Source organism: Enterobacter sp. RIT637 (assembly GCF_019718755.1).
In the GTDB taxonomy this organism is placed as follows: domain Bacteria; phylum Pseudomonadota; class Gammaproteobacteria; order Enterobacterales; family Enterobacteriaceae; genus Enterobacter.
The window spans coordinates 88671-114916 of record NZ_JAIHAZ010000007.1; the positions used below are offsets into that span (position 1 = coordinate 88671).

The 26246-nt window shown below is 56.5% G+C and carries 26 protein-coding genes; 19 read left to right on the forward strand and 7 right to left on the reverse strand.

What is annotated here, in order from left to right:
* Positions 1–33: 33 nt before the first annotated feature.
* Genes tamA through K5E19_RS12780 form a run of 3 tightly spaced genes read left to right on the forward strand, consistent with a single transcriptional unit; the run spans position 34 to position 5887 of the window.
* Complete coding sequence (gene tamA, locus K5E19_RS12770; protein ID WP_221551522.1) at positions 34–1767, forward strand: autotransporter assembly complex protein TamA; 1734 nt, start codon at positions 34–36, stop codon at positions 1765–1767.
* The gene (gene tamB / locus K5E19_RS12775) at positions 1764–5540 is read left to right on the forward strand and encodes an autotransporter assembly complex protein TamB (RefSeq protein WP_221551525.1); all 3777 of its coding nucleotides are present in this window, start codon (positions 1764–1766) and stop codon (positions 5538–5540) included. Before tamA ends, tamB begins: the two co-directional genes overlap by 4 nt.
* A gap of 2 nt (positions 5541–5542) precedes the next feature.
* Positions 5543–5887: a gamma-glutamylcyclotransferase gene (locus tag K5E19_RS12780; RefSeq protein ID WP_010427401.1), complete on the forward strand. Its 345-nt coding sequence runs from the start codon at positions 5543–5545 to the stop codon at positions 5885–5887.
* A 314-nt stretch (positions 5888–6201) separates the two neighbouring features.
* Here the strand turns inward: K5E19_RS12780 and K5E19_RS12785 are convergent, their stop codons facing one another.
* From K5E19_RS12785 to ppa, 3 genes are all read right to left on the reverse strand, one after another.
* The gene (locus K5E19_RS12785; RefSeq protein ID WP_221551527.1) at positions 6202–6672 is read right to left on the reverse strand and encodes a hypothetical protein; all 471 of its coding nucleotides are present in this window, start codon (positions 6670–6672) and stop codon (positions 6202–6204) included.
* On the reverse strand, positions 6669–7253 hold the full coding sequence (locus K5E19_RS12790; RefSeq protein WP_221551529.1) for a hypothetical protein: 585 nt from the start codon (positions 7251–7253) through the stop codon (positions 6669–6671). Before K5E19_RS12790 ends, K5E19_RS12785 begins: the two co-directional genes overlap by 4 nt.
* A 223-nt stretch (positions 7254–7476) precedes the next feature.
* Complete coding sequence (gene ppa / locus K5E19_RS12795) at positions 7477–8007, reverse strand: inorganic diphosphatase (RefSeq protein ID WP_020684412.1); 531 nt, start codon at positions 8005–8007, stop codon at positions 7477–7479.
* 309 nt (positions 8008–8316) lie between these two features.
* Between ppa and ytfQ the strand changes: the two genes are divergently transcribed.
* The 5 genes from ytfQ (at position 8317) to K5E19_RS12820 (ending at position 14530) form a co-directional block, all read left to right on the forward strand.
* Positions 8317–9273 carry a galactofuranose ABC transporter substrate-binding protein YtfQ gene (gene ytfQ / locus K5E19_RS12800; RefSeq protein WP_014882271.1) on the forward strand — a complete coding sequence of 319 codons (957 nt, stop codon included), beginning with the start codon at positions 8317–8319 and terminating at the stop codon, positions 9271–9273.
* A 65-nt stretch (positions 9274–9338) separates the two neighbouring features.
* Positions 9339–10841: a galactofuranose ABC transporter, ATP-binding protein YtfR gene (gene ytfR / locus K5E19_RS12805; RefSeq protein WP_221551531.1), complete on the forward strand. Its 1503-nt coding sequence runs from the start codon at positions 9339–9341 to the stop codon at positions 10839–10841.
* A gap of 10 nt (positions 10842–10851) precedes the next feature.
* Positions 10852–11877, forward strand: coding sequence for a galactofuranose ABC transporter, ATP-binding protein YtfT (gene ytfT / locus K5E19_RS12810; protein WP_221551533.1), 1026 nt, complete (start codon positions 10852–10854; stop codon positions 11875–11877).
* Positions 11864–12865 carry a galactofuranose ABC transporter, permease protein YjfF gene (gene yjfF, locus K5E19_RS12815; RefSeq protein ID WP_023334296.1) on the forward strand — a complete coding sequence of 334 codons (1002 nt, stop codon included), beginning with the start codon at positions 11864–11866 and terminating at the stop codon, positions 12863–12865. The genes ytfT and yjfF overlap by 14 nt, the downstream gene beginning before the upstream one ends.
* A gap of 93 nt (positions 12866–12958) precedes the next feature.
* Complete coding sequence (locus K5E19_RS12820; RefSeq protein ID WP_221551535.1) at positions 12959–14530, forward strand: methyl-accepting chemotaxis protein; 1572 nt, start codon at positions 12959–12961, stop codon at positions 14528–14530.
* Here the strand turns inward: K5E19_RS12820 and K5E19_RS12825 are convergent.
* Positions 14502–14858, reverse strand: a complete 357-nt coding sequence (locus K5E19_RS12825; protein WP_221551537.1) for a LysR family transcriptional regulator — start codon at positions 14856–14858, stop codon at positions 14502–14504. The genes K5E19_RS12820 and K5E19_RS12825 overlap by 29 nt on opposite strands.
* 148 nt (positions 14859–15006) lie before the next feature.
* On the reverse strand, positions 15007–16005 hold the full coding sequence (fbp, locus tag K5E19_RS12830) for a class 1 fructose-bisphosphatase (protein WP_010427386.1): 999 nt from the start codon (positions 16003–16005) through the stop codon (positions 15007–15009).
* Between the two features lie 197 nt (positions 16006–16202).
* Here fbp and mpl point away from each other — a divergent pair, with 197 nt between their 5' ends.
* Positions 16203–17582 carry a UDP-N-acetylmuramate:L-alanyl-gamma-D-glutamyl-meso-diaminopimelate ligase gene (mpl, locus tag K5E19_RS12835; RefSeq protein WP_221551539.1) on the forward strand — a complete coding sequence of 460 codons (1380 nt, stop codon included), beginning with the start codon at positions 16203–16205 and terminating at the stop codon, positions 17580–17582.
* Positions 17583–17684: 102 nt separating this feature from the next.
* Here the strand turns inward: mpl and yjgA are convergent, their stop codons facing one another.
* Positions 17685–18236: a ribosome biogenesis factor YjgA gene (yjgA, locus tag K5E19_RS12840; protein ID WP_042713463.1), complete on the reverse strand. Its 552-nt coding sequence runs from the start codon at positions 18234–18236 to the stop codon at positions 17685–17687.
* A gap of 95 nt (positions 18237–18331) precedes the next feature.
* Between yjgA and pmbA the strand changes: the two genes are divergently transcribed.
* Positions 18332–19684 (forward strand): metalloprotease PmbA, encoded by a 1353-nt coding sequence (gene pmbA / locus K5E19_RS12845; protein WP_063430236.1) that lies wholly within the window; start codon positions 18332–18334, stop codon positions 19682–19684.
* Positions 19685–19725: 41 nt separating this feature from the next.
* The gene (cybC, locus tag K5E19_RS12850; RefSeq protein WP_221551540.1) at positions 19726–20112 is read left to right on the forward strand and encodes a cytochrome b562; all 387 of its coding nucleotides are present in this window, start codon (positions 19726–19728) and stop codon (positions 20110–20112) included.
* Positions 20113–20182: 70 nt separating this feature from the next.
* Here cybC and K5E19_RS12855 read toward each other — a convergent pair whose 3' ends face one another.
* A complete protein-coding gene (locus K5E19_RS12855) occupies positions 20183–20338 on the reverse strand; it encodes a Hok/Gef family protein (RefSeq protein WP_045908049.1) in 156 nt (51 codons plus the stop codon).
* 416 nt (positions 20339–20754) lie between these two features.
* On the opposite strand from K5E19_RS12855, the gene K5E19_RS12860 reads away from it, so the two are divergent.
* From K5E19_RS12860 to dagF, 8 genes are read left to right on the forward strand one after another with little or no spacing between them, the layout of a single operon-like run.
* Positions 20755–21093, forward strand: a complete 339-nt coding sequence (locus tag K5E19_RS12860; RefSeq protein ID WP_221551541.1) for a glycine dehydrogenase — start codon at positions 20755–20757, stop codon at positions 21091–21093.
* 10 nt (positions 21094–21103) lie between these two features.
* Complete coding sequence (locus tag K5E19_RS12865) at positions 21104–21466, forward strand: SFCGS family glycine-rich protein (RefSeq protein WP_010427372.1); 363 nt, start codon at positions 21104–21106, stop codon at positions 21464–21466.
* A 2-nt stretch (positions 21467–21468) separates the two neighbouring features.
* Positions 21469–21768: a DUF4312 family protein gene (locus K5E19_RS12870; RefSeq protein WP_006810338.1), complete on the forward strand. Its 300-nt coding sequence runs from the start codon at positions 21469–21471 to the stop codon at positions 21766–21768.
* Positions 21769–21790: 22 nt separating this feature from the next.
* On the forward strand, positions 21791–22567 hold the full coding sequence (locus K5E19_RS12875) for a DUF4311 domain-containing protein (RefSeq protein WP_008501408.1): 777 nt from the start codon (positions 21791–21793) through the stop codon (positions 22565–22567).
* Positions 22568–22580: 13 nt separating this feature from the next.
* Positions 22581–23222: a DUF4310 family protein gene (locus tag K5E19_RS12880; RefSeq protein WP_023310183.1), complete on the forward strand. Its 642-nt coding sequence runs from the start codon at positions 22581–22583 to the stop codon at positions 23220–23222.
* Positions 23223–23264: 42 nt separating this feature from the next.
* Positions 23265–24398 carry an amidohydrolase/deacetylase family metallohydrolase gene (locus tag K5E19_RS12885; RefSeq protein WP_221551542.1) on the forward strand — a complete coding sequence of 378 codons (1134 nt, stop codon included), beginning with the start codon at positions 23265–23267 and terminating at the stop codon, positions 24396–24398.
* Positions 24382–25500, forward strand: a complete 1119-nt coding sequence (locus K5E19_RS12890) for a DgaE family pyridoxal phosphate-dependent ammonia lyase (protein ID WP_213329006.1) — start codon at positions 24382–24384, stop codon at positions 25498–25500. The genes K5E19_RS12885 and K5E19_RS12890 overlap by 17 nt, the downstream gene beginning before the upstream one ends.
* On the forward strand, positions 25497–26237 hold the full coding sequence (gene dagF, locus K5E19_RS12895) for a 2-dehydro-3-deoxy-phosphogluconate aldolase (protein WP_119935775.1): 741 nt from the start codon (positions 25497–25499) through the stop codon (positions 26235–26237). The genes K5E19_RS12890 and dagF overlap by 4 nt, the downstream gene beginning before the upstream one ends.
* The last annotated feature ends 9 nt before the right edge of the window (positions 26238–26246 follow it).

Consider the following 26246-nt stretch of genomic DNA (forward strand, 5'->3'; position numbering starts at 1 on the left):
CCAGGGTGGAAACAGGGATATTCAGGAGAAAACGTGACAAAAATCCGCCAGTTATGTTTGGTCAGTGTATTGCTGACAAGCGGGGTTGCCAGCGCGGCGAATGTCCGTTTGCAGGTTGAGGGGTTATCCGGGGCGCTGGAAAAAAACGTGCGCGCGCAGCTATCGACGATCCAGAGTGACGAAGTGACGCCGGACCGGCGTTTTCGCGCGCGCGTGGATGACGCGATCCGCGAAGGGCTGAAGGCGCTGGGGTATTACGAACCCACCATTGATTTCGACCTCCGCCCGCCGCCAAAGAAGGGGCGTCAGGTGCTGATTGCCCGCGTCTCAGCGGGTGAGCCAGTATTGATTGGCGGTACCAACGTGGTGCTGCGCGGCGGTGCGCGTACGGATCGGGATTACCTGGATCTGCTGAGTACCCGTCCTAAAGTTGGCACCGTTCTGAATCATGGCGACTACGATCATTTTAAAAAATCCTTAACCAACGTCGCGCTACGTAAAGGCTATTTCGACAGTCAGTTTAATAAAAGCCAGCTTGGCGTGGCGCTCGAGAGGCGTCAGGCGTTCTGGGACATCGACTACGACAGCGGCGAACGCTATCGTTTTGGCGATGTGACGTTCGAAGGGTCGCAAATCCGTGAAGAGTACCTGCAAAATCTGGTGCCGTTTAAAAAAGGTGACTATTACCAGTCGAGCGATCTGGGCGAACTCAACCGTCGTTTATCGGCCACCGGCTGGTTTAACTCGGTGATTGTTGCCCCAGAATTTGAAAAATCGCGCAAAACCAAAGTATTGCCGCTGCATGGTGTGGTCTCTCCGCGTACCGAGAATACAATTGAGACCGGTGTGGGCTACTCGACGGACGTTGGCCCGCGCGTGAAAGCCTCGTGGAAAAAGCCGTGGATGAACTCCTACGGTCACAGCCTGACCACCAGCGTTAGCCTTTCCGCCCCCGAGCAGCAGCTGGATTTCAGCTACAAAATGCCGCTGCTGAAAAATCCGCTTGAGCAGTATTACCTTTTGCAGGGTGGTTTTAAGCGCACCGACCTGAACGACACCGAGCAGGACTCGACGACGTTTGCGGTATCACGCTTCTGGGATCTCTCCAGCGGCTGGCAGCGCGCGATCAACCTGCGCTGGAGTCTCGATCACTTTACCCAGGCCAACGTCACCAACACCACCATGCTGCTGTATCCGGGCGTGATGATCAGCCGTACCCGCTCGCGCGGTGGCCTGATGCCGACCTGGGGCGACTCGCAGCGCTACTCCATCGACTATTCCAACTCCGCCTGGGGCTCCGACGTGGATTTCTCCGTCGTGCAGGCGCAAAACGTCTGGATCCGTACGCTGTATGACAAACACCGCTTTGTGATGCGCGGCAACCTCGGCTGGATTGAAACGGGTGATTTCGAACGCGTTCCGCCGGACCTGCGTTTCTTCGCCGGGGGCGACCGCAGCATTCGCGGGTATAAGTACAAGTCAATCTCACCTGAAAACGACAAAGGCCAGCTGACCGGGGCCTCTAAACTGGCGACCGGCTCGCTGGAGTATCAGTACAACGTCAGCGGCAAGTGGTGGGGAGCCATGTTTGTTGACAGCGGTGAAGCGGTGAACGATATCCGCACCAGCGATTTCAAAACCGGCGCGGGCGTTGGCGTGCGCTGGCAGTCGCCCGTCGGGCCCATCAAGCTCGATTTCGCCGTGCCGGTGGGCGACAAAGACGAACACGGTTTACAGTTTTACATCGGTCTGGGGCCTGAATTATGAGTTTATGGAAGAAGATAAGCCTCGGCGTACTGATTTTTATCGTGCTGCTGCTCGGTACGGTGGCATTTCTGGTGGGCACCACCTCCGGCCTGCATCTGCTGTTTAACGCGGCGAACCGCTGGGTGCCGGGGCTGGAAATTGGCCAGGTGACGGGCGGCTGGCGCGACCTGCGTCTGAAGAACATCCGCTATGAGCAGCCGGGCGTGGCCGTTAATGCGGGCGAATTCCATCTGGCCGTGAAGCTGGGCTGCCTGCGTGACAGCAAGCTCTGCGTCAACGATCTGTCGCTTAAAGACGTCAACGTGGCGATAGATTCGAAAAAAATGCCGAAGTCTGCGCCGGTCGAGGAAGAGGACAGCGGCCCGCTGAATCTCTCCACGCCGTACCCGATTGCGCTCTATCGGGTGGCGCTGGATAACGTCAATATCAAAATCGACGACACCACCGTATCCGTGATGGATTTCACCTCCGGCCTGCGCTGGCAGGAGAAAAACCTCACCCTGACGCCAACGTCCCTGCAGGGGCTGCTGATCGCGCTGCCGAAAGTGGCCGACGTGGCGCAGGAAGAGATCGTCGAGCCGAAGATCCAGAACCCGCAGCCGGAAGAGAAGCCGCTGGGTGAAACGCTGAAAGATCTCTTCTCGAAACCGGTTCTGCCGGAGATGACCGACGTGCATCTGCCGCTGAACCTCAACATTGAGGAATTCAAAGGCGAACAGCTGCGCCTGACGGGCGATACCGACCTCACGGTCTATAACATGCTGCTGAAAGTCAGCAGCATTGACGGCAATATGAAGCTCGACGCGCTGGATATCGACACCAATCAGGGCTCCATCAATGCGTCAGGGAATGCCCTGCTGCGCGACAACTGGCCGGTGGATATCACCCTCAACAGCGTGCTTAACATCGACCCGCTCAAGGGCGAAAAGGTGAAGGTCAAAGTCGGCGGCGCGCTGCGCGAGAAGCTGGAGTTTGGCGTTAACCTTTCCGGCCCGGTGGATATGGTGTTGCGTGGGCAAACCCAGCTGGCGGAAGCCGGTTTACCGCTCAACCTGGAGATCGTCAGCAAGCAGCTTTACTGGCCGTTCACCGGCGAAAAACAGTTCCAGGCCGATGACCTGAAGCTGAAGCTGAGCGGCAAGATGACCGATTACACGTTGTCGTTCCGCACCGCGGTGAAGGGGCAGGGCGTACCGCCCGCGAACATCACGCTGGATGCGAAGGGCAACGAGCAGCAGGTCAACCTCGACAAGCTGACCGTCGCGGCGCTGGAAGGCAAAACCGAGCTGACCGCGCTGCTCGACTGGCAGCAGGCGATCAGCTGGCGCGGCGAGCTGAAGCTGACGGGCATTAACACCGCCAAAGAGGTGCCGGACTGGCCGTCGAAACTGGATGGCCTGATTAAAACCCGCGGCAGCCTTTACGGCGGCACCTGGCAGATGGACGTACCGGAAATCAAGCTCACCGGGAACGTGAAGCAGAACAAGGTTAACGTTGAAGGCTCGTTGAAAGGCAACAGCTATCTGCAGTGGATCATCCCGGGGCTGCACGTGGCGCTGGGCCGCAACACGGCGGATATCAAAGGCGAGCTGGGCGTGAAGGATCTCAACCTGGATGCCACCATCGACGCGCCGAATCTGGATAACGCCCTGCCGGGTCTTGGCGGCACGGCGAAAGGATTGGTGAAGGTGCGCGGTACGGTGGAGGCGCCGCAGCTGCTGGCGGATATCACCGCCAATAACCTGCGCTGGCAGGAGTTGAGCGTGGCCCGTGTCCGCGTGGAAGGGGATGTGAAATCCACCGATCAGATTGGCGGCAACCTGAACCTGCGCGTGGAACGTATCTCCCAGCCGGATGTGAACATCAATCTGGTGACGCTGGAAGCCAAAGGCAACGAGAAGCAGCATGACCTCCAGCTGCGCGTGCAGGGCGAGCCGGTCTCCGGCCAGCTTCACCTGACGGGAAGCTTCGACCGTAAAGCGGAACGCTGGAAAGGGCAACTGGATAACACCCGCTTCAGTACGCCGGTTGGGCCGCTGGCGCTATCGCGCTCCATTGCGCTGGACTACCGCAACGCCGAGCAGAAGATCAGCATTGGGCCACACTGCTGGACCAATCCTAACGCTGAACTTTGCGTGCCGCAGACCATCGATGCGGGCGCGGAAGGGCGCGCGCAGATCAACCTCAACCGCTTCGATCTGGCGATGCTGAAGCCGTTTATGCCGGACACGACCCAGGCCAGCGGCGTCTTCAGCGGTAAAGCGGATGTCGCATGGGACACCACCAAAGAGGGGCTGCCGCAGGGTAGCGTGACGCTCTCCGGGCGTAACGTGAAGGTGACGCAGGAAGTCAACGACGCGCCGCTGCCGGTGGCGTTCGACACCCTGAACCTGAGTGCCGATCTGCATAACAACCGTGCTGAGCTGGGATGGACCATCCGCCTGACCAACAACGGTCAGCTAGACGGACAGGTGCTGGTTACCGATCCGCAAGGGCGGCGCAATCTCGGCGGTAATGTGAATATCCGCAACTTCAACCTGGCGATGGTGAACCCCATTTTCGCGCGCGGGGAAAAAGCCGAGGGGCTGCTAAATGCCAATTTGCGCCTGGCCGGTAACGCGGAAAGCCCGCAACTGTTTGGTCAGCTGCGGCTTAGCGGTGTGGATATCGACGGTAACTTTATGCCGTTCGACATGCAGCCGAGCCAGATTGCACTGAACTTTAACGGCATGAGTTCGACGCTGAGCGGCTCGGTACTGACCCAGCAGGGGCAAATTAATCTGAGCGGTGATGCAGACTGGAGCCAGCTTGATAACTGGCGCGCACGCATCGCGGCGAAGGGGAGCCGGGTGCGCATCACCGTACCGCCGATGGTGCGTCTGGATGTCTCACCTGACGTCGTCTTCGAGGCGACACCGAGCCTGTTCACCCTGGACGGACGCGTGGACGTGCCGTGGGCGCGTATCGTGGTTCATGAGGTACCGGAAAGTGCAGTCGGCGTCTCCAGTGATGAAGTTATGCTCAGTGAAAATCTGAAACCTGTTGAACAACAGAGCGCAGGCATACCGATCAATAGTAATCTTATCGTGCACGTGGGGAATAACGTGCGGTTGGATGCGTTTGGGCTGAAGGCGAGACTCACGGGCGATCTGAAAGTAGCGCAGGATAAACAAGGGCTGGGCCTCAACGGGCAAATCAATATTCCTGAAGGGCGTTTCCACGCTTATGGTCAGGATCTGATTGTGCGTAAAGGTGAGCTGCTGTTCTCCGGTCCACCGGATCAGCCGCTGCTCAATATCGAAGCCATTCGTAACCCTGAAGCGACTGAAAATGATGTGATTGCTGGCGTGCGCGTCACCGGCTCTGCCGACGAACCCAAAGCGGAGATCTTCTCTGACCCGGCTATGTCGCAGCAAGAAGCACTTTCTTATCTCCTGCGTGGACAGGGACTGGATAGCGAACAAGGCGATGGTGCGGCGATGACATCAATGTTAGTGGGTCTGGGGGTTGCACAAAGTGGTCAGGTTGTGGGTAAAATCGGCGAGACGTTCGGCGTAAGCAATCTGGCGCTGGACACCCAGGGCGTGGGTGACTCCTCGCAGGTGGTGGTCAGCGGCTATGTACTGCCGGGTCTGCAGGTAAAATACGGTGTGGGGATCTTTGACTCACTGGCAACACTCACGCTACGCTATCGCCTGATGCCTAAGCTATATCTGGAAGCAGTGTCCGGCGTAGACCAGGCACTTGATCTGCTCTATCAGTTTGAGTTTTAGCAATGCGAATATTTGTGTACGGCAGTTTACGAACCAAGCAAGGCAACAGTCACTGGATGACCAATGCCCTGCTGCTGGGGAATTACAATATCGAGAACTACCAGTTGTACAGTCTGGGCCACTATCCAGGCGCGGTTCCGGGCGAAGGAACAGTACAGGGTGAAGTTTATCGTATTGATAACGCTACGCTTGCCGAACTTGATGCCTTGCGCACCAGGGGCGGTGAATACGCTCGCCAGTTGATCCAGACGCCATACGGAAGTGCGTGGATGTACGTTTATCAGCGTCCTGTTGATGGGCTAACGCGGATTGAAAGCGGTAACTGGTTAGACAGAGACCAGTACTGAAAAAAACAACGCCACCGTGAGGTGGCGTTGTTTTTTTGTTCCTTCAACTCTCTTCTGTATCCCGGCGTTGGGTTAAGAAAAGAGGAACGAACAGCATGACGTACGGGGCAATAAGCCATAAAAAACACAAGGCGCGTGAACGGCCATAGTAGTTTATGCACCGCGTATTGCTTGAAATGACGGGCAGGAAAAACAGTAAAAACAGCAAAATCGCATAATCGCTTCGATAAGGGATCCATAAGTAAAACAAAAACCAGGCAAGCTGGAATGTCATGATACAGAGATACTGCCATTTGCTGTCTTTGCCGTAACAGTCAAACGCCTTTATGTAGCCCATCTTTATGCTTTGAAGAAAGAAACTTAGCATGTATAACGCTCACGATCGCGACGGTCAGGAGTGTGCTTGTCAGCAACGCCCCTAAAAAATAGCTGTTGGTGATATCGGTAGCACCCGAGCTTAAAGTATGCAATTTACTATATCCTCTATCTACTGCAACAAAAAGAGTATATAACCCGATGTTAATGCCGAACTGAAGCAGACAAGAAACGACGATATTTCTGGGGATTCTTTTTAAGAGAGTGAGTAATGCATAAATAATGCTTGATGATAAAGCGAAGTAAAGCCCGTTAAATAAACTAGATAGTAAGGCGCTATTTATTCCGCTGGATATTAAATTATCGCTTCCATAGTACCATGACAGATATTCAACATAAGTACTTCTTCCAAAGATAAAGGAGGCAATAACAAGGACGAATATGCTCACGATATGGCTTTTCTTACTCATAATTTTGCTCCCTTTGATAGCAGCTCCTTCATCGTTTTACTGGCTTCTAGCTGATCTTTGATTATGGCAAGGTCACGAGTATTGTGGTTATATTTTGCAATAGCGGTTGGCGTACCCTTACCACCATTGTCCATAAAGAAGACAATATCCTTACGCCCATAAAGAAGAACTTGTGGGATGGGATCACGCCCATAATTCATCGCCTGCGGAAGGGAGTGGATAGACTCTGTCGTGAGGAAGCGAGGAATATTTTCATGCTCAATATTACCTAAAGGCGTTGTGGCAACAAGGGAGCCGATAAAATCGGTCGTATACACTAACGCATCTGTATCCTTGGTCGTTACTTTTGAACCCGTAATATATTTTATCTGTTGCCAAAGGGTAATATCTTTAGGGGTAACCTTAACACCATCCATAAACATATCTTGCTTGCGTTTTAGCTGAATGACAGTACGGTGCACCTGTGTCAAAGAGGGGCTGATTTCCCCAATAGAAGGCATAAGACCATCGCGGGAATACAGCCGTTCAATGATAAAATAAATTCCAGTTGGGCGTGCAACATCAATGTTAATGGATGACATATGAATCCTGTAATGTATGGGGATTAATGTTCATCATGACAGTATCTTGTGAATAGCCATGCTATTCAACCACCCCCGCCATAAATGATAGGGGTGTCTTTTCTTTTTTTATATATCCATCGAAAAGGAATGGGATTCTTCTTAAAAAATCCGTTTGTGCTACTTTTAATCAGAGGAATAAAAAAGCCCCGACTCGCGGGGCTTTATCGATCGGCAGTAAGAATTACTTCTTAGCAGCGCGTTCGAAAGAGGCGATGATTTCTGCTTTCGCCGCTTCTGCATTGTCCCAGCCGTCAACTTTAACCCATTTGCCTTTTTCGAGGTCTTTGTAGTGCTCGAAGAAGTGGCTGATCTGCGCTTTCAGCAGCTCTGGCAGGTCGTTCACATCTTTGATGTGATCGTACTCTTTGCTCAGCTTGGTGTGCGGTACCGCAACCAGTTTCGCATCTTCACCGGCTTCGTCGGTCATTTTCAGCACGCCAACTGGACGGCAGCGAATGACTGAGCCTGGCTGCAGTGGGTATGGTGTTGGGACCAGCACGTCAACCGGATCTCCGTCCAGAGACAGGGTGTTGTTGATGTAGCCGTAGTTGCACGGGTAGAACATCGCGGTAGACATAAAGCGGTCAACGAACAGCGCACCAGTGTCTTTGTCGATTTCGTATTTGATAGGATCTGCGTTAGCCGGGATTTCGATAACTACGTAGATGTCTTCTGGCAGTTCTTTACCCGCAGGGACGTTGAGTAAGCTCATGTCGGTGTCCTTTAAAATGGATGGTAAACAAGTGGCAGGTATTATAGCCAACTCGCGCTGAATGTCTCCGCCTGTTTTCGCCATCTTCCCTCGTTAGCCCCACTTTTCAGACCGTTTCCATGACAGGAAAATCCATAAACTCAGCCGCATTTTTAATGGTGAAATGAAAGCGATTACAAACTTGTGATTAACGTTTTATTCACTTTTCCGAAGTGTGATGTAACGCAATTCGTTACATATTTCATTGGCTATAGTCATTTCGCAGAACATCTTTTAACCAACAATAACTCACCCTACGAGGACGTTCATATGTGGAAGCGCTTACTTCTTGTCACAGCAGTTTCGGCAGCCATGTCGTCTATGGCGATGGCCGCACCTTTAACCGTAGGTTTTTCGCAAGTCGGCTCTGAATCCGGCTGGCGCGCGGCAGAAACCAACGTCGCGAAAAGCGAGGCCCAGAAACGCGGGATCACGTTGAAAATCGCCGATGGTCAGCAAAAACAAGAGAACCAAATCAAGGCCGTACGCTCCTTTATCGCTCAGGGCGTAGATGCCATCTTTATTGCGCCGGTTGTAGCGACCGGCTGGGAACCCGTGCTGAAGGAAGCGAAAGACGCGGAGATCCCGGTCTTTCTGCTCGACCGTTCCATCGATGTCAAAGACAAATCCCTCTATATGACCACCGTGACGGCCAATAACGTGCTTGAAGGACAATTAATTGGCGACTGGCTGGTGAAGCAGGTCGACGGCAAGCCGTGTAACGTCGTTGAGCTGCAGGGCACCGTCGGGGCGAGCGTGGCCATCGACCGTAAGAAAGGATTTGCTGAAGCCATCGCCAAAGCGCCAAACATCAAAATTATCCGTTCTCAGTCCGGTGACTTTACCCGCAGTAAAGGTAAAGAGGTTATGGAGAGCTTCATTAAGGCTGAAAACAACGGCAAGAACATCTGCATGGTTTACGCCCACAACGATGACATGGTGATCGGGGCGATTCAGGCGATTAAAGAAGCGGGCCTGAAGCCGGGCAAAGATATCCTCACCGGCTCTATCGACGGCGTGCCGGACATCTACAAAGCGATGATCGACGGCGAAGCCAACGCCAGCGTGGAGCTGACGCCAAACATGGCGGGCCCGGCATTCGACGCGCTGGAGAAATTCAAAAAAGACGGCACCATGCCTGAGAAGGTGACGGTCACCAAGTCCACGCTCTACCTGCCTGACACGGCGAAAGAAGAGTTAGAGAAGAAGAAAAATATGGGCTACTGATCCAGTGAAATTGCCGGGTGGCGCTGCGCTTACCCGGCCTACGGGAACGTGCCGGGGACGTAAATATGAATACTGAACAACACCAGGAAATCCTCCGCACAGAGGGCTTGAGTAAATTCTTCCCCGGCGTAAAGGCGCTGGATAGCGTTGATTTCAGCCTGCGGCGCGGCGAGATTATGGCGCTGCTGGGCGAGAACGGCGCGGGAAAATCGACGCTGATTAAAGCGCTGACCGGCGTGTATCACGCCGATCGCGGCACCATCTGGCTGGAAGGCAACGCCATTTCGCCAAAAAATACCGCCCATGCCCAACAGCTGGGGATCGGTACGGTGTACCAGGAAGTGAACCTGCTGCCGAATATGTCGGTGGCGGATAACCTGTTTATTGGCCGTGAGCCACGCCGTTTTGGCCTGCTGCGCCGCAAAGAGATGGAAGCGCGGGCGACAAAGCTGATGGAATCGTACGGCTTCTCCCTCGACGTTCGCGAGCCGCTGAACCGCTTTTCCGTGGCGATGCAGCAGATTGTCGCCATCTGCCGGGCTATCGACCTCTCGGCAAAGGTGCTGATCCTCGACGAACCCACCGCCAGCCTGGATACCCAGGAAGTGGAGATGCTCTTTACCCTGATGCGCCAGCTGCGCGATCAGGGCGTCAGCCTGATCTTCGTTACGCACTTCCTCGATCAGGTGTATGAGGTGAGCGACCGCATTACGGTGCTGCGCAACGGCAGTTTTGTCGGCTGCCGCGAAACCCGCGAGCTGCCGCAGATCGAGCTGGTGAAAATGATGCTGGGCCGCGAGCTGGAAACCAACGCCCTCCAGCGCGCAGGGCGTACGTTGCTGAGCGAGAAACCGGTCGCCGCGTTCAGCGATTACGGCAAGAAAGGGGTGATCTCGCCGTTTAACCTTGAGGTTCGCCCCGGTGAAATTGTTGGCCTGGCGGGCCTGCTTGGCTCAGGCCGAACCGAAACCGCCGAGGTGATCTTCGGGATCAAGCCAGCCGACAGCGGCAGCGCGCTGATCAAGGGCAAACCGCAAACCCTGCGATCGCCGCATCAGGCGTCGTGTCTGGGCGTCGGCTTCTGCCCGGAAGACCGGAAAACGGATGGCATTATTGCCGCGGCCTCGGTGCGGGAAAATATCATTCTTGCGCTACAGGCCCAGCGCGGCTGGCTGCGTCCCATTCCGCGTAAAGAACAAAACGCCATTGCCGAGCGCTTTATCCGTCAGCTGGGCATTCGCACCCCGAGCGCGGAACAGCCCATTGAATTTCTCTCCGGCGGTAACCAGCAGAAGGTTCTCCTCTCCCGCTGGCTGCTGACTAAACCGCAGTTCCTGATCCTCGACGAGCCGACGCGCGGCATTGATGTAGGTGCACACGCCGAAATTATTCGCCTGATCGAAACCCTGTGCGCGGACGGTCTGGCGCTGCTGGTCATTTCGTCCGAGCTGGAGGAGCTGGTGGGTTATGCCGATCGCGTCATTATCATGCGCGATCGCAAGCAGGTGGCAGAGATCCCGCTGGATAAGCTGTCCGTTCCGGCAATCATGAATGCCATCGCGGCGTAAGGAGCTAATCGTGATGTCCCGTTCACTTTCGCAAACCGGTGAGTCAAAGCGCCGCTTTAGCTGGCCGACCGGCACGCCGCAAATCGCGGCGCTGCTGGTGGTGCTGCTGGTGGATAGCCTGGTCGCGCCGCATTTCTTCCAGGTAATCGTGCAGGATGGCCGCCTGTTTGGCAGCCCGATCGATATTTTAAACCGCGCCGCACCCGTCGCGCTGCTGGCGATAGGTATGACGCTGGTGATCGCCACCGGTGGGATTGACCTCTCCGTCGGCGCGGTGATGGCTATCGCCGGGGCCACGGCCGCCTCCATGACCGTGGCCGGACACAGCCTCCCAGTGGTCCTGCTGGCCGCACTCGGCTCCGGAGTATTAGCCGGGCTCTGGAACGGCATTCTGGTGGCGGTGCTGAAAATTCAGCCCTTTGTCGCCACCCTGATTTTAATGGTGGCCGGGCGCGGCGTGGCGCAGCTGATTACCTCCGGGCAGATCGTCACCTTTAACTCCCCGAGCCTGGCGTGGCTCGGGAGCGGCAACCTTCTGTTCTTCCCAACGCCGGTAATTATTGCCCTCGTGACGCTGGTTATCTTTTGGCTCTTTACCCGCAAAACGGCGCTCGGGATGTTTATTGAAGCTGTGGGGATCAACATCCGCGCCGCGCGTAACGCCGGGGTCAACACCCGGCTGATGGTGATGCTGACCTACGTGCTGAGCGGCGTCTGCGCCGCCATTGCCGGGATCATCGTCGCCGCCGATATTCGCGGGGCCGATGCCAACAACGCCGGGCTCTGGCTGGAGCTGGATGCAATCCTCGCGGTAGTGATCGGCGGCGGGTCGCTGATGGGCGGGCGCTTTAACCTGCTGCTCTCGGTGGTGGGGGCGCTGATCATTCAGGGCATGAACACCGGGATCCTGCTCTCGGGATTTCAGCCGGAACTCAACCAGGTGGTGAAAGCGGTGGTCGTGCTCTGCGTGCTGATCGTCCAGTCGCCGCGCTTTGTCAGCATCATTAAGGGGATCCGTGGCCATGATAAAACGTAATTTACCGTTGATGATCACGCTGGGCGTGTTTGTGCTGGGGTATCTCTACTGCCTCACCCAATTTCCCGGTTTCGCCTCGACGCGCGTGATCTGCAATATCCTGACCGATAACGCTTTTTTAGGCATCATCGCCGTCGGCATGACCTTTGTGATCCTCTCCGGCGGGATCGATCTCTCCGTCGGGTCAGTGATCGCATTTACGGGCGTGTTCCTCGCGAAGGCGATCGGCTTCTGGGGGATCTCTCCGCTGGTGGCGTTTCCGCTGGTGCTGGCGATGGGCTGCGCGTTTGGCGCCTTTATGGGGCTGCTGATCGACGCGCTGAAAATCCCGGCCTTTATCATTACCCTCGCAGGGATGTTCTTCCTGCGCGGGGTGAGCTATCTGGTGTCGGAGGAGTCGATCCCGATTAACCACCCCATCTACGACACGCTCTCCAGCCTGGCGTGGAAAATCCCCGGCGGCGGCCGCCTGAGCGCGATGGGGCTGCTGATGCTGGGCGTAGTGGTGATTGGCATCTTCCTCGCCCATCGTACCCGGTTTGGCAATCAGGTTTACGCCATCGGCGGTAACGCCACGTCGGCAAACCTGATGGGGATCTCCACCCGCAGCACCACCATCCGCATCTATATGCTCTCGACCGGCCTGGCGACGCTGGCGGGTATCGTCTTCTCGGTGTATACCCAGGCGGGCTATGCCCTTGCGGGCGTGGGCGTTGAGCTGGATGCGATTGCTTCTGTGGTTATCGGCGGCACGCTGCTCAGCGGCGGGGTAGGTACGGTGCTGGGGACGCTGTTCGGCGTGGCCATCCAGGGGCTGATACAAACCTATATCAACTTTGACGGCACGCTCAGCTCGTGGTGGACGAAGATCGCCATCGGCATTCTGCTGTTTATTTTTATTGCCCTGCAGCGCGGTCTGACGGTGCTCTGGGAGAACCGTCAAAGCTCCCCTGTTACCCGCGTAAACACATCGGTAACAGAGCGATAACACGCTGAATTTGCTTAAAGTCTAAACATTTTCCGGTAGCGGCCGATACTCTTTTTTTATGCCCAGAAATATCTCGCTACCGGAAATAACATCATGCTTAAAACGCTATCGATTCGTACCGGCTTGCTCTCTTTACTGGCCGTTATGACCCTTCTGCTGCTGATTGTCAGCGGCATTGGCATTTATGCCCTCACACAGAGTTCTTCTTCACTGCAGCGTATAAATCACCTTCAGGGTGAGCAGATGGTGCAGCTTAATTCAGGCTATACGCTGATCCTGCGCGCGCGCAATGAGGCGGGCCAGGCCGTCCGAATGATGGAAATTGGTCTGCTGGACGACGCATCCAAATCGGTAAAAAACATCAATCAGGAAATTGCCCAGGCGCAGAAAACGCTGAAAGCCGTGATCGACGGCGGGGTGGCTGACGAGCAGGGACAAAAGCTGCTGGATAACGTGGCGGCGAGTCTGGCAACGTATACCCGGCAGGGCATCAACCCAATGTTGAAAGCCCTGAACGACCAGAGCGCGGACGGTTACTACGACCTGATTGAGAACGCGCTGATTCCGGTGGCAAACAAGTTTGATAACGATATGCAGGCTTTCCAGGCGTGGAGCGAAGCGCGTGGCAAAGCGGAAGTCAGCGCCGTGCAGTCGAGCAAAACCCGCGTACTGATCCTGATCGTTGTCGCCGCACTGCTGACGGCGGGCATTATCCTCCTCGCCTGGCTGGTTCTGCGCCACATGCTGCTGAAGCCGCTCTCTGCATCGATTGCTCAGCTTGAACATGTTGCGGCAGGCGATTTAACCCATACGCTGGCTCCGACGGCCAGCCAGGAATTTAACCGGCTCAACGCGGCCATTGAAGCGATGCGTCAGTCGCTGATGGGATCGGTTCTGCGGGTGCGCGATGCCAGTTCGCAAATTGATACCGGCAGCCGGGAGCTGACGGCGGGGAACATGAACCTGGCCCAGCGCACGGAATCCACCGCGACGTCTCTTGAGCAAACGGCGGCCAGCATGGAAGAAATCACCGCCACGGTGAAACTCAACGCCGACAACGCCGAGCAGGCGCACCAGCTGGCGAAGTCCGTTTCCGACACCGCCGATCACGGCAGCGAAATGGTCTGCTACGTGATTGAAAAAATGCGTGATATCTCCGGCAGCTCGGCGCGCATCGCCGATATCCTGAGCGTAATTGACGGTATTGCCTTCCAGACCAACATTCTGGCGCTGAACGCCTCCGTGGAAGCGGCGCGCGCGGGCGAGCAGGGGCGCGGGTTTGCCGTCGTCGCAGGCGAAGTGCGAAACCTGGCCAGCCGCAGTGCCGACGCGGCGAAAGAGATCCGATCACTTATCAGCGATTCACAAACTCATGTGAATGAGGGGAGCGAGCTGGCACAGCAGGCCGGTGAAACGATGGATGAGATCGCAACAGAAGTACTGCGTATGACTAAACTGATGCGTGAAATTGCGACCGCGTCTCAGGAACAGAGTCGCGGCATTGAGCAGGTGAATATCGCGGTGAATCAGATGGACGAAACGGCGCAGCAAAATGCGGCGCTGGTACAGCAGTCATCCGCCGCGACGCGCTCGCTGGAAGAGCAGTCGCGCGAACTGATGGAAGCCATGTCCTCGTTTAAGCTGACGGCCCAGACGGCTGCATAATCATATTCATCCCTGGTACCTGCGGTGCCAGGGATTTATTCGCCGATGAATTTAACGCATTAATATTATCATGAATATTCCCCATTAATATTTCCAGCGCGCTGGTTAACGCTAACGCTTTTTCAGTGGGTTCAAGATATAAACCTTTACGGTAAAACAGTGGCTCATCAAAGAGTTGATTAAAGCGCTTCAGCGCCAGGCTTACCGCCGGGCGGGACATATCCAGGCGCACGGAGGCTTTCGCCATGCTGCCGCAGCGAACAATTTCAATAAAGACAGGAATAAGATTTAAATCGATGCCGGTATTGGCACGAGAATAGTTTTTCATCGCGAATATGCTCCAGGAAATAATTGCCAAACTGTTATGGAAATAATGCAGGAGCAGGGGTGAAGATTAAAGCGTCTTTTTTATAAACACTTATACGGTAAAATATATAAATGACTGGGAAGCCTTGCGGCTTCCCAGATGAAAGGCGTTACGCGTCCGGATACTCACGGATGAAACGCTCAACGTCTTCAACCATATGGTTGTTGCCGACGAAGAACGAACGGCGCTGGTGCAGGCTTTCCGGCACGATATCCAGAATACGCTCCTTACCGTCGCTCGCCTTGCCGCCCGCCTGTTCAGCGAGGAACGCCATCGGGTTGCATTCGTACAGCAGGCGCAGCTTCCCGTCCGGGTGGCTGGCGGTGCTTGGGTAGAGGTAGATGCCGCCTTTCAGCAGGTTGCGGTGGAAATCAGCGACCAGAGAACCGATATAGCGGGAGGTGTACGGGCGCTGGGTGGCTTTATCTTCTTCCTGGCAGAATTTGATGTACTTCTTCACGCCGCTCGGGAATCGGATGTAGTTGCCTTCGTTGATGGAGTAAGTGTTGCCCTTCTCCGGGAAGCGCATACGTTCCTGGCTCAGGCAGAACACGCCCAGCGACGGATCGTACGTAAAGGCGTGAACGCCGCAGCCGGTGGTGTACACCAGCATGGTGGACGAACCATACACTACATAGCCTGCTGCAACCTGGTTGCTGCCAGGCTGGAGGAAATCTTCTTCGGTGACCGGCGTGCCAACAGGTGTGACGCGGCGGTAGATGGAGAAAATGGTACCGACAGAAACGTTAACGTCGATGTTGGAGGAGCCGTCGAGCGGATCCATCAGGACAACGTATTTCGCGTGTTCGCATCCTTCGAAAACCACAATTTCATCTTCTTCTTCGGAGGCGATACCCGCAACGATGTCGCGCGCGCGCAGTGCAGCTTTCAGTTTTTCATTTGCGAACAGATCGAGTTTCTGTTGAACCTCGCCCTGAACGTTCTCGGCACCGCTGGCACCCAGGATATCGACCAGACCGGCCTTGTTGATATCGCGGTGGATGATCTTAGCGCCCAGCTTTATTGCCGACAGCAAAGCAGTGAGTTCACCGGTAGCATGAGAGAACTCGTGCTGCTTTTCGACAATAAATTCACCTAACGTTTTCATAACACTTTCCCTGCATCTTATGTGAGTAGAGCGATTGTATGTTCACCAAAACGACTAAAGCCCAACAATCTTAACAAATATTCAAATAGTAGCGCACTGGTGAATCGCGCCAGCAAATACGGATTTACCTGAAATGCGTTTCACAGCCGCTAACATGTGAGTAAAATGTGCGCCACATTGAAGAAGGATAGTGACGTATGCGCATTCATATATTGGGGATTTGTGGCACTTTCATGGGCGGACTGGCAATGCTGGCGCGCTCGCTGGGCCATGAAGTAACAGGTTCGGACGCCAATGTGTATCCGCCGATGAGCACGCTTCTGGAAAAGCAGGGCATCTCTCTGATTCAGGGCTACGATGCCAGCCAGCTGGATCCTGAGCCGGATCTGGTGATCATTGGCAACGCCATGACCCGTGGTAACCCATGTGTTGAAGCGGTGCTGGAACGCAATATTCCGTTTATGTCTGGCCCACAGTGGCTGCATGATTTTGTGCTGCGCGACCGCTGGGTTGTTGCCGTTGCCGGTACCCACGGCAAAACCACCACCGCCGGAATGGCGACCTGGATCCTCGAAGCCTGCGGCTATAAGCCAGGCTTTGTAATTGGCGGCGTTCCGGGCAACTTCGACGTTTCTGCACGTCTGGGTGACAGCCCGTTCTTTGTGATCGAAGCCGACGAATACGACTGCGCGTTCTTCGACAAGCGTTCCAAGTTTGTGCATTACTGCCCGCGCACGCTGATCCTCAACAACCTTGAGTTCGATCACGCGGATATCTTTGACGACCTGAAAGCGATCCAGAAACAGTTCCACCACCTGGTGCGCATTGTCCCAGGTCAGGGCCGCATCATCCTGCCGGAGAACGACGTCAACCTGAAGCAAACCATGGCCATGGGCTGCTGGAGCGAGCAGGAGCTGGTGGGCGAGCAGGGCCACTGGCAGGCGAAGAAACTCAACGCCGACGCCTCCGAGTGGGAAGTGCTGCTCGACGGTGAAAAAGTGGGTGAGGTGAAGTGGGGCCTGGTGGGCGAGCACAACATGCACAACGGCCTGATGGCCATTGCTGCGGCCCGTCACGTGGGCGTGCTGCCTGCGGATGCGGCCAACGCGCTGGGCTCGTTCATTAACGCCCGTCGCCGTCTGGAACTGCGCGGCGAAGCGAATGGCGTGACGGTATATGACGATTTCGCGCATCACCCAACCGCCATTCTGGCGACGCTTGCAGCGTTACGCGGCAAGGTTGGCGGCACCGCGCGCATTCTGGCCGTGCTGGAGCCGCGCTCGAACACCATGAAGATGGGCATCTGCAAAGACGATCTCGCGCCTTCGTTAGGACGTGCCGATGAGGTCTTCCTGCTGCAGCCGCAGCATATTCCGTGGCAGGTGGCCGAAGTGGCCGACGCCTGCATTCAGCCTGCGCACTGGAGTGCGGATGTGGATGTCCTGGCGGATATGGTAGTGAAAGCCGCGCAGCCTGGCGACCACATTCTGGTGATGAGCAACGGCGGTTTTGGTGGGATCCATCAGAAGCTGCTGGACGGCCTGGCGAAGAAAGCGGAAGCGGCCGCCGCAGAGTAAAAAAAAGCCCGGTGGCGCTTGCGCTTACCGGGCCCACATTTTGCACGACCTTGTAGGCCGGATAAGGCGTTTACGCCGCCATCCGGCGCAATACCGCAAGGATTACTCGTCGTTCTCAGACAGCTCGCGCAGATACTGGAAAATCAGGCGCGCAGACTTCGGCGGCTTATTCCCTTCTTTCTCTTTCTTCGCGTTGCGGATCAAAGAACGCAGCTGCTGGCGGTCGGCATCCGGCCACAGGTTCAGCACTTCCGGTACGGCATCATCACCCTGTTCAATAAGGCGATCGCGGATCTGCTCAAGCTTGTGGAAAAACGCAACCTGCTGGTTGTGGCGGTTTTTCAGCTTGTCCAGTGCCTGGCGGATCGGATCGACGTCGCGCTGACGCAGCATTTTCCCGATAAGCTGAAGCTGGCGACGACGGCCTTCTTTCTTGATTTTCTGTGCCAGTTCAATGGCATCACGCAGATCCTGGTCGAGCGGGATCTTATCCAGCGCGTTTTTACCCAGTTCTACCATTTCTGCGCCAAGCTGTTTTAACTCTTCGGCGTCACGTTTAATTTCACTTTTACTGACCCAGATGATCTCATCATCTTCGTCTTCGATGTCATCACCGGGAACGTCGTCGAGCCAGTCTTCGGGCTGCTTAGTCATGTCAGGCTCCTTAAAAAAAGAGGCTAATGTTACCAGTTAAGACGCGCACTGAAAAACGGTTCTCTGTTAGACTTCAGATAACTCTCTCTTACAGTATGGCATTTGCGATGAAAGTAACCTCACAAGTTGAAGCGCAGCGTAAGATTCTGGAAGAAGCCGTCTCCACCGCGCTGATGCTTGCTTCAGAAAAATCAGATGGCGCCGAAGTGGCGGTCAGCAAAACCACCGGCATCAGCGTGAGTACCCGCTATGGTGAAGTGGAGAACGTAGAATTCAACAGCGACGGCGCGCTTGGGATCACGGTGTATCACCAGAATCGCAAAGGCAGCGCGTCATCCACCGATCTCAGCCCGGATGCCATTGCCCGTACGGTGCAGGCGGCGCTGGATATCGCCCGTTATACCTCGCCGGATCCTTACGCAGGCGTGGCGGATAAAGAGCTGCTGGCGTTTGATGCGCCGGATCTCGATCTTTTCCATCCGGCGGAAGTAACCCCGGACGAAGCCATTGAACTGGCCGCGCGCGCCGAGCAGGCTTCCCTGCAGGCAGATAAGCGCATCACCAATACCGAAGGCGGCAGCTTCAACAGCCACTACGGCATCAAAGTGTTCGGCAACAGCCACGGCATGCTGCAGGGCTACTGCTCCACCCGTCATTCGCTCTCCAGCTGCGTCATCGCCGAAGAGAACGGTGACATGGAGCGCGACTACGCCTACACCATTGGCCGCGCGCTGGGGGACTTGCAGTCTCCTGAGTGGGTGGGTAAAGAGTGTGCCGAACGCACGCTGTCTCGCCTGTCGCCGCGCAAACTCTCCACCATGAAGGCCCCGGTCATTTTTGCGAATGAAGTGGCAACCGGCCTGTTTGGCCATCTGGTGGGCGCTATCGCGGGCGGCTCGGTTTACCGTAAATCGACCTTCCTGCTCGACTCGCTGGGCAAGCAAATCCTGCCTGAATGGCTGACCATCGAAGAGCATCCGCACCTGCTGAAAGGGCTGGCCTCCACGCCGTTCGACAGCGAAGGCGTTCGCACCGAACGTCGCGATATTATCAAAGACGGTATTCTGACCCAGTGGCTGCTGACCAACTACTCCGCGCGCAAGTTGGGGCTGAAAAGCACAGGTCACGCGGGCGGCATCCACAACTGGCGCATTGCCGGACAGGGCCTGAACTTTGAGCAGATGCTGAAAGAGATGGGCACCGGGTTGGTGGTCACCGAGCTGATGGGCCAGGGCGTAAGCGGCATCACCGGAGACTACTCGCGCGGCGCGGCGGGCTTCTGGGTGGAAAACGGCGAAATTCAGTATCCGGTAAGCGAGATTACGATTGCCGGCAACCTGAAGGACATGTGGCGCAACATCGTTACGGTCGGTAACGATATTGAAACACGTAGCAATATACAGTGTGGTTCTGTACTTCTGCCGGAAATGAAAATCGCCGGCCAGTAATACCCGTAAAGGCGTTTTAATAATAAAAAAGGAAGTGAGCAATGCGTAAACATCTGTTAGCGATCGTCGCGGCTTCAACGCTGGTTCTTGGCTCGTCTGCGTTTGCTGCCGATCTTGAAGACAATATGGACATCCTCAGTGAAAACCTGAAGGTGGTGCAGAAAACGGACAATGCGGCTGACATGAAAGACGCGCTGACCAAAATGCGTGAAGCGGCGCTGGACGCACAAAAAGCGACGCCTCCGAAGCTGGAAAGCAAAGCGGCAGACAGCGCAGAGATGAAAGACTACCGCCACGGCTTTGACGTGCTGGTCGGCCAGATCGACAGCGCGCTGAAGCTGGCTAACGAAGGTAAAGTGAAGGAAGCCCAGGCAGCTGCCGACCAGTTCGTGGCCACGCGCAATACCTATCACAAAAAGTATCGTTAATTGGGTGCCTGAGCTGTACGTCCATTCCCCGTATGCGGAGGCGCATTACGCGCCCCCGCATCCTTGCTCCCTACTGGCCGGAGCGACAATCCATCCGCGCTGTCACTTCAAGCGAGCCGTTTCGAAAACGGATCTCGCACAGTGTTTTCCTCGTCACCAGCGTTAAGATGATTATTGTCAAAGCAACAATCATCAAAACCCGGATAATTGGGGATTGGCGTTTCATGGATGCCTCCTTGCTTTAAAGCGGGCGAGGTAGCGAACTCCACGGTGTGACGTGTCGTTTCGAGCCCCCGCCCTGATTTTCTATCAGGCGGGGCTTTCCACTTTCCGTCCCATGCCTGAGACGGTCAGTCTCAAGCACCCGCTGCCACTCTATCTAATCCCCATAAGAAAACCTTATCCACGTCACATTTCTACGAGCCTGCTCGTAATCTTTTCCGCTTTGCTTACCCCGTTTTTGCCGCTTAATAGCGTGATATTCATCACGCAAATGCGGCGGTTTATCCAGATTCACCGCATTTATGTGGCACAGATCACTGCTGCGGCTCGCCTTTCCACTTCGAAGTGGAAAACAACTCGCTACAAACCATTCCTCTGCAACGTTAGTTTTATTCCAGAGCCATTAACGGGGTAAGACCAGTGATTAACGGAGCGGTAATGAACGACGTTGGGGAACAGGCGGAGCAAACAGAACAGCTCGCGAACACCATGTTGCAGCAGGTTTATGCCCTGCTGGCACGAAACAACATCATCCCCAATGCGGTACAGGAGCAGATGCTCACCTCCCACGTGCGCGCAATGGCGCACCGGTCTGTGACCGGCGAGCCGCTGCCGGAGGTTGAAGCGGAGCTGTTCGACGAAATTTCACCAGATTCAATGCAACTTGCCCGTGAAGTGGTAGCGCAGTTTGGCAACCTTCCTGAAGAAGAAGCCTGGCTGCTCTCCGTTCACTTTGAAGTCGCGAAAGACAACCTTTAAGGAGTAACACATGGAACAGATTACAGTCGTGATTGGCGATCGCCTGGGCAAAGGTCAGAAAGTGGCTGCCGGTGTGGAAAAAGCAGGTGGACGCGCGGTGGTTGTGCCGGGCATGGCGGCGGATATGAAGCTGGGCGACATGATGAAAGCGGAAAACGCCACCTTCGGCATCTCCTTCTGCGGCAGCGGCGGTGCGGGTGCCATCACGGCCCAAACCAAATATGGCTACAAGGCCAAATACGGGATGCGTTCGGTGGAAGAGGGCGTGACCGCCATCAACGAAGGCTGCAACGTGCTGGGTTTCGGCTTTATGGATAAAGAAGAGCTGGGCGAGCGTCTGGTACAGGCGTGGCAGAAGAAATACGGCGCATAAGCATGAAAGAACAGTTCACAACCACGGTGAGGGTGAAGGGGAAAGGCGACGCCAAAGCGCGCGCCTTTGCCGACGCGCTCAACCACGTTCAGGCCGCGGTGATGAAAGCCTCACCGCATATCTTACTGCGTATTGAGCCACAGGATGTGCAGGTCGTTCAGGCGCAAGAAGCGGTGCGTAAAGAAGCGTTTCTGTTCTTCTTTCTGCGCCGGGAAAGACGCACCTACAGCGTGGAGCTGGATGTGACCGTCAACGTGACCGCCATCAATCTTGACCAGGTGGATTTCGTCACGCAACGCTGATTATTCATAAAAGGGCAGACTGATGTTCTTAATTATATTAATAAAATCGCTCATCATTGGCGGCCTGGTTGGCGTCGGTGTCGGAGCCGGGGCTGCACGCATGTTTCATGCGCCTACCACTCAGGGTATGGGCGCGTTTCGTACGTTGGGGGAGCTGAACTCCTGCGAAGGGGATCCGGCGTCCCACTTCTCCTTTGGGTTAGGTTTCTTCTTTAACGCCTGGGCCTCTTCCGTGGCCGCAGGTGCCTTCACACAGGACGTTGACCACCGCATCATCCCGAACTGGGGTGCTGCTGCACTGATGATCAAAAACCGTAACGTCGGCGAAACGCTGCACGACCCGCGCAAAATGGCGATTGCCTGCGGCGTGATCGGCATGATCGTCGTGACCTTCCTGAACCTGACCGCCTCCTCCGTTCCGGCTGCGCTTCAGGTCACCGCCGTCAAGGTGCTGGTGCCTGCGGCTAACCTGCTGGTGAACACCGTCATGCCGGTGATCTTCTGGCTGGCGGCCATCGACGCGGGTAAAAAATCGGGCTTCTGGGCCACCATCTTTGGCGGCGCGGCGCAGCTGATCATGGGCAACGCCGTACCGGGCCTGGTGCTGGGGATCCTGATCGGTAAAGGCGTGGAAGAGAGCGGCTGGAACCACGTCACCAAAGTGATGATGGCGGCGATCGTCCTGCTCTTCGTGCTGAGCGGCTTCTTCCGCGGCTTCGACATGAAGATGATCGAATCCTTCCATCTGACCGTGCCGAACTGGCTCGACATGATCCACAACTCGCTCAGCGGTAAATAACAGGAGCCTCTACATGGAACAGAATAAAGGTTTTTGGTATGCCGACTGGTCGTTCCCGATCTTCGTTGGCCTGCTCTCCTCCGGCGTCTTCGCCGGGACGCACATGTACTACCTCTACGGCATCGGCGCGTTTAACGAAGTGGCCTTCGTGGCGATGCTGAAAGCGGGGATCGATACCGGCGTCTACGGCGCGGTGGCGGCGTTCGGCGCGAGCTTCCTGTTCGCCCGCATTATCGAAGGATCGCTGGTGGGTATTCTCGATATCGGCGGTGCGATCCAGACCGGCGTCGGTCTTGGCGTTCCGGCACTGCTGCTGGGCGCGGGCATCATGTTCCCGGTGACCAACTTCATTGCCGCGCTGATTACCGGCCTGGTGATTGGTCTAGCGATTGGCTACGTCATCATCCTGGCGCGTAAGTTCACCATCAACCAGAGCAACTCCACCTACGGTGCGGACGTGATGATGGGCGCGGGTAACGCCTCCGGCCGCTTCCTCGGGCCGTTGATTATCCTCAGCGCCATGACCGCCTCCATTCCTATCGGCGTCGGTTCCCTGCTGGGTGCGCTGGTGTTCTACATCTGGCAAAAGCCGATCACCGGTGGCGCCATTCTCGGCGCAATGCTGTTGGGCTGGCTGTTCCCGGTCGCCCTTTAATACCCGCGGGCGCTCAGGCGCCCGCCTTATCAGGAGATCCTCATGTTTGATTTACTCCTGCGCCGTGCGCGCCTTGCCGACGATACCCTGACCGATATCGCCATTCAGGACGGGAAGATCGCGGCGCTGGGCGAGATTGACGCCCCCGCGCATAAAACGGTTGAGCTGAACGGCGACGTGTTCGTCAGCGCAGGCTGGATTGACTCCCACGTTCACTGCTACCCGAACTCCCCGATTTACCACGACGAGCCGGACAGCGTGGGCATTGCCACCGGCGTGACCACCGTGGTGGACGCGGGCAGCACCGGCGCCGACGACGTGGACGATTTCTACGAAATCACCCGTAGGGCCTCTACCGAGGTGTTTGCCCTGCTGAACATCTCCCGCGTGGGGCTGATTGCCCAAAACGAACTGGCCAACATGGCGAATATTGACGCCGACGCGGTGAAGCAGGCGGTGAAGCGCCACCCTGATTTTATCGTCGGCCTGAAGGCGCGCATGAGCAGCAGCGTGGTTGGTGAAAACGGCATTACGCCGCTGGAGCGCGCCAAGGCCATTCAGAAAGAGAACGGCGACCTGCCGCTGATGGTGCACATTGGCAACAACCCGCCGAACCTCGACGAAATTGCCGAGCTCCTGAGCTCCGGCGACATCATCACCCACTGCTACAACGGCAAACCCAACCGCATTCTGACGCCCTCCGGCGAGCTGCGCGCCTCCATCACCTCTGCCCTGAAGCGCGGCGTGCGTCTGGACGTCGGCCACGGTACGGCGAGCTTCAGCTTTGAGGTAGCGAAACGCGCCATCGCGATGGGCATTCTGCCGCACACCATCAGCTCGGATATCTACTGCCGCAACCGCATCAACGGTCCGGTGGGCTCGCTGGCGAGCGTGATGTCGAAATTCCTCGCCATCGGCATGTCGCTGCCGCAGGTGATTGACTGCGTGACCGCGAACGCCGCCGACGGCCTGCGCCTGGCACGCAAAGGCCGCATTCAGCCGGGCCTCGACGCCGATCTGACGCTGTTCACCGTTAAGCGCCAGCCGACGGTGCTGACGGATGCCGAAAACGACAGCCTGCAGGCTGAACACATTCTGGTGCCGCTTGCCGCGATCCGCGCGGGCAAGGGCTACATGACCGAACAAGGGAGCACGGAACATGCCTTCGATTTATGAGAAGTACAACTTAAAGCAGGTGATCAACACCTCCGGCCGCATGACGGCGCTGGGCGTCTCCACGCCGCGCCCGGAAGTGGTGCAGGCGGCGATGGACGGTATGAATCACTATTTCGAGATGAAGGATCTGGTCAACAAAACCGGGGAATACATCGCGAAGCTGCTGGATGTGGAAGGGGCGACGGTGGTCTCCTGCGCGTCGGCGGGCATTGCCCAGTCCGTGGCGGCGGTGCTGGTAAAAGACAGCGACTGGCTGCTGGAAAACCTGCACGTGACCCCGATTGAGAACAACGAAATCGTCCTGCCGAAAGGCCATAACGTGAACTTTGGCGCGCCGGTGGGCACCATGGTGGCGCTGGGCGGCGGCAAGCTGGTGGAGGCGGGCTACGCCAACGAATGCTCCGCCGATCAGCTGGCGGCGGCGATCACTCCGCGCACCGCGGCGATCCTCTACATCAAATCTCACCACTGCGTGCAGAAAAGTATGCTCAGCGTCGAGCAGGCGGCGGTGGTGGCGCGCAAGCACGATCTCCCGCTGATCGTCGATGCGGCGGCAGAAGAAGATCTGCACGCCTACTACCGCTCCGGCGCGGATCTGGTGATCTACAGCGGCGCGAAGGCGATTGAAGGGCCAACCAGCGGGCTGGTGATCGGCAAAACCCAGTACGTTGAGTGGGTGAAACGCCAGACGGCGGGTATTGGTCGCGCCATGAAAGTGGGCAAGGAGGGCATTCTGGGCCTGACCTGCGCCATCGAACACTACCTTACCGCGACCAAAGAGAGCGGGGCCGAGATGGTGGCGAAGATGACGCCGTTTATCGAGGCGCTCAACACCCTGAACGGCGTCACCGCACGCGTGGTCTGGGACAGCGCCGGTCGCGATATCGCCCGCACCGAGATTAAGTTCGACGAAGCCGCAACGGGCGTCGGCACGGGCGATCTGGTGGCGAAGCTGAAACAGGGCGAATACGCCATTTACTTCCGCGGCTACAAGGCCAACGAAGGGATTATCGAGGCGGACGTGCGCAGCGTGAATGCTGACCAGCTTAACATCGTGTACCGCCGCATTAGCGAAGTATTAGGACAGGAGAAAAAAGCATGAAACTGACCCCCAACTTTTACCGTGACCGCGTCTGCCTGAACGTGCTGGCGGGATCGAAAGCCAACGCCAGCGCCATTTACGAGGCGGCGGAAGGTCACGTGCTGGTGGGCGTGCTCTCCAAAAATTACCCGGACGTGGCGAGCGCCGTTGCCGATATGCGTGAATACGCGGCGCTGATTGATAACGCGCTCTCCGTTGGGCTGGGCGCGGGGGATCCGAACCAGTCGGCAATGGTGAGTGAAATCTCCCGTCAGGTGCAGCCGCAGCACGTCAACCAGGTGTTCACTGGCGTGGCCACCAGCCGCGCGCTGCTGGGGCAGAATGAATCGGTGGTCAACGGACTGGTTTCGCCGACTGGCACCGTCGGGATGGTCAAAATCTCCACCGGACCGCTGAGCAGCACCGCCCCAGACGGCATCGTACCGGTTGAAACCGCGATTGCCCTGCTGAAAGATTTCGGCGGCAGCTCCATCAAATACTTCCCGATGGGCGGCCTGAAGTGCCGTGATGAGTACAAAGCGGTGGCGGAAGCCTGCGCCCGTCACGACTTCTGGCTCGAGCCGACCGGAGGTATCGATCTGGAAAACTATGAGGAGATCCTGCAGATCGCCCTCGACGCGGGCGTGAGCAAAATCATCCCGCATATCTACAGCTCGATTATCGACAAAGCCAGCGGCGATACGCGCCCGGAAGATGTGCGTACGCTGCTTGCGATGACGAAGAAGCTGGTGAAGTAGAACAAAACA

Excerpts from the sequence above, each read along its gene's own strand:
- tamB (WP_221551525.1), top strand. The coding sequence starts at position 1,764 with ATGAGTTTATGGAAGAAGATAAGCCTCGGCGTACTGATTTTTATCGTG.
- K5E19_RS12780 (WP_010427401.1), top strand. The coding sequence starts at position 5,543 with ATGCGAATATTTGTGTACGGCAGTTTACGAACCAAGCAAGGCAACAGT.
- K5E19_RS12785 (WP_221551527.1), bottom strand. The coding sequence starts at position 6,672 with ATGAGTAAGAAAAGCCATATCGTGAGCATATTCGTCCTTGTTATTGCC.
- K5E19_RS12790 (WP_221551529.1), bottom strand. The coding sequence starts at position 7,253 with ATGTCATCCATTAACATTGATGTTGCACGCCCAACTGGAATTTATTTT.
- ppa (WP_020684412.1), bottom strand. The coding sequence starts at position 8,007 with ATGAGCTTACTCAACGTCCCTGCGGGTAAAGAACTGCCAGAAGACATC.
- ytfQ (WP_014882271.1), top strand. The coding sequence starts at position 8,317 with ATGTGGAAGCGCTTACTTCTTGTCACAGCAGTTTCGGCAGCCATGTCG.
- ytfR (WP_221551531.1), top strand. The coding sequence starts at position 9,339 with ATGAATACTGAACAACACCAGGAAATCCTCCGCACAGAGGGCTTGAGT.
- yjfF (WP_023334296.1), top strand. The coding sequence starts at position 11,864 with ATGATAAAACGTAATTTACCGTTGATGATCACGCTGGGCGTGTTTGTG.
- K5E19_RS12820 (WP_221551535.1), top strand. The coding sequence starts at position 12,959 with ATGCTTAAAACGCTATCGATTCGTACCGGCTTGCTCTCTTTACTGGCC.
- K5E19_RS12825 (WP_221551537.1), bottom strand. The coding sequence starts at position 14,858 with ATGAAAAACTATTCTCGTGCCAATACCGGCATCGATTTAAATCTTATT.
- fbp (WP_010427386.1), bottom strand. The coding sequence starts at position 16,005 with ATGAAAACGTTAGGTGAATTTATTGTCGAAAAGCAGCACGAGTTCTCT.
- mpl (WP_221551539.1), top strand. The coding sequence starts at position 16,203 with ATGCGCATTCATATATTGGGGATTTGTGGCACTTTCATGGGCGGACTG.
- yjgA (WP_042713463.1), bottom strand. The coding sequence starts at position 18,236 with ATGACTAAGCAGCCCGAAGACTGGCTCGACGACGTTCCCGGTGATGAC.
- pmbA (WP_063430236.1), top strand. The coding sequence starts at position 18,332 with ATGGCATTTGCGATGAAAGTAACCTCACAAGTTGAAGCGCAGCGTAAG.
- cybC (WP_221551540.1), top strand. The coding sequence starts at position 19,726 with ATGCGTAAACATCTGTTAGCGATCGTCGCGGCTTCAACGCTGGTTCTT.
- K5E19_RS12855 (WP_045908049.1), bottom strand. The coding sequence starts at position 20,338 with ATGAAACGCCAATCCCCAATTATCCGGGTTTTGATGATTGTTGCTTTG.
- K5E19_RS12865 (WP_010427372.1), top strand. The coding sequence starts at position 21,104 with ATGGAACAGATTACAGTCGTGATTGGCGATCGCCTGGGCAAAGGTCAG.
- K5E19_RS12870 (WP_006810338.1), top strand. The coding sequence starts at position 21,469 with ATGAAAGAACAGTTCACAACCACGGTGAGGGTGAAGGGGAAAGGCGAC.
- K5E19_RS12875 (WP_008501408.1), top strand. The coding sequence starts at position 21,791 with ATGTTCTTAATTATATTAATAAAATCGCTCATCATTGGCGGCCTGGTT.
- K5E19_RS12880 (WP_023310183.1), top strand. The coding sequence starts at position 22,581 with ATGGAACAGAATAAAGGTTTTTGGTATGCCGACTGGTCGTTCCCGATC.
- K5E19_RS12885 (WP_221551542.1), top strand. The coding sequence starts at position 23,265 with ATGTTTGATTTACTCCTGCGCCGTGCGCGCCTTGCCGACGATACCCTG.
- K5E19_RS12890 (WP_213329006.1), top strand. The coding sequence starts at position 24,382 with ATGCCTTCGATTTATGAGAAGTACAACTTAAAGCAGGTGATCAACACC.
- dagF (WP_119935775.1), top strand. The coding sequence starts at position 25,497 with ATGAAACTGACCCCCAACTTTTACCGTGACCGCGTCTGCCTGAACGTG.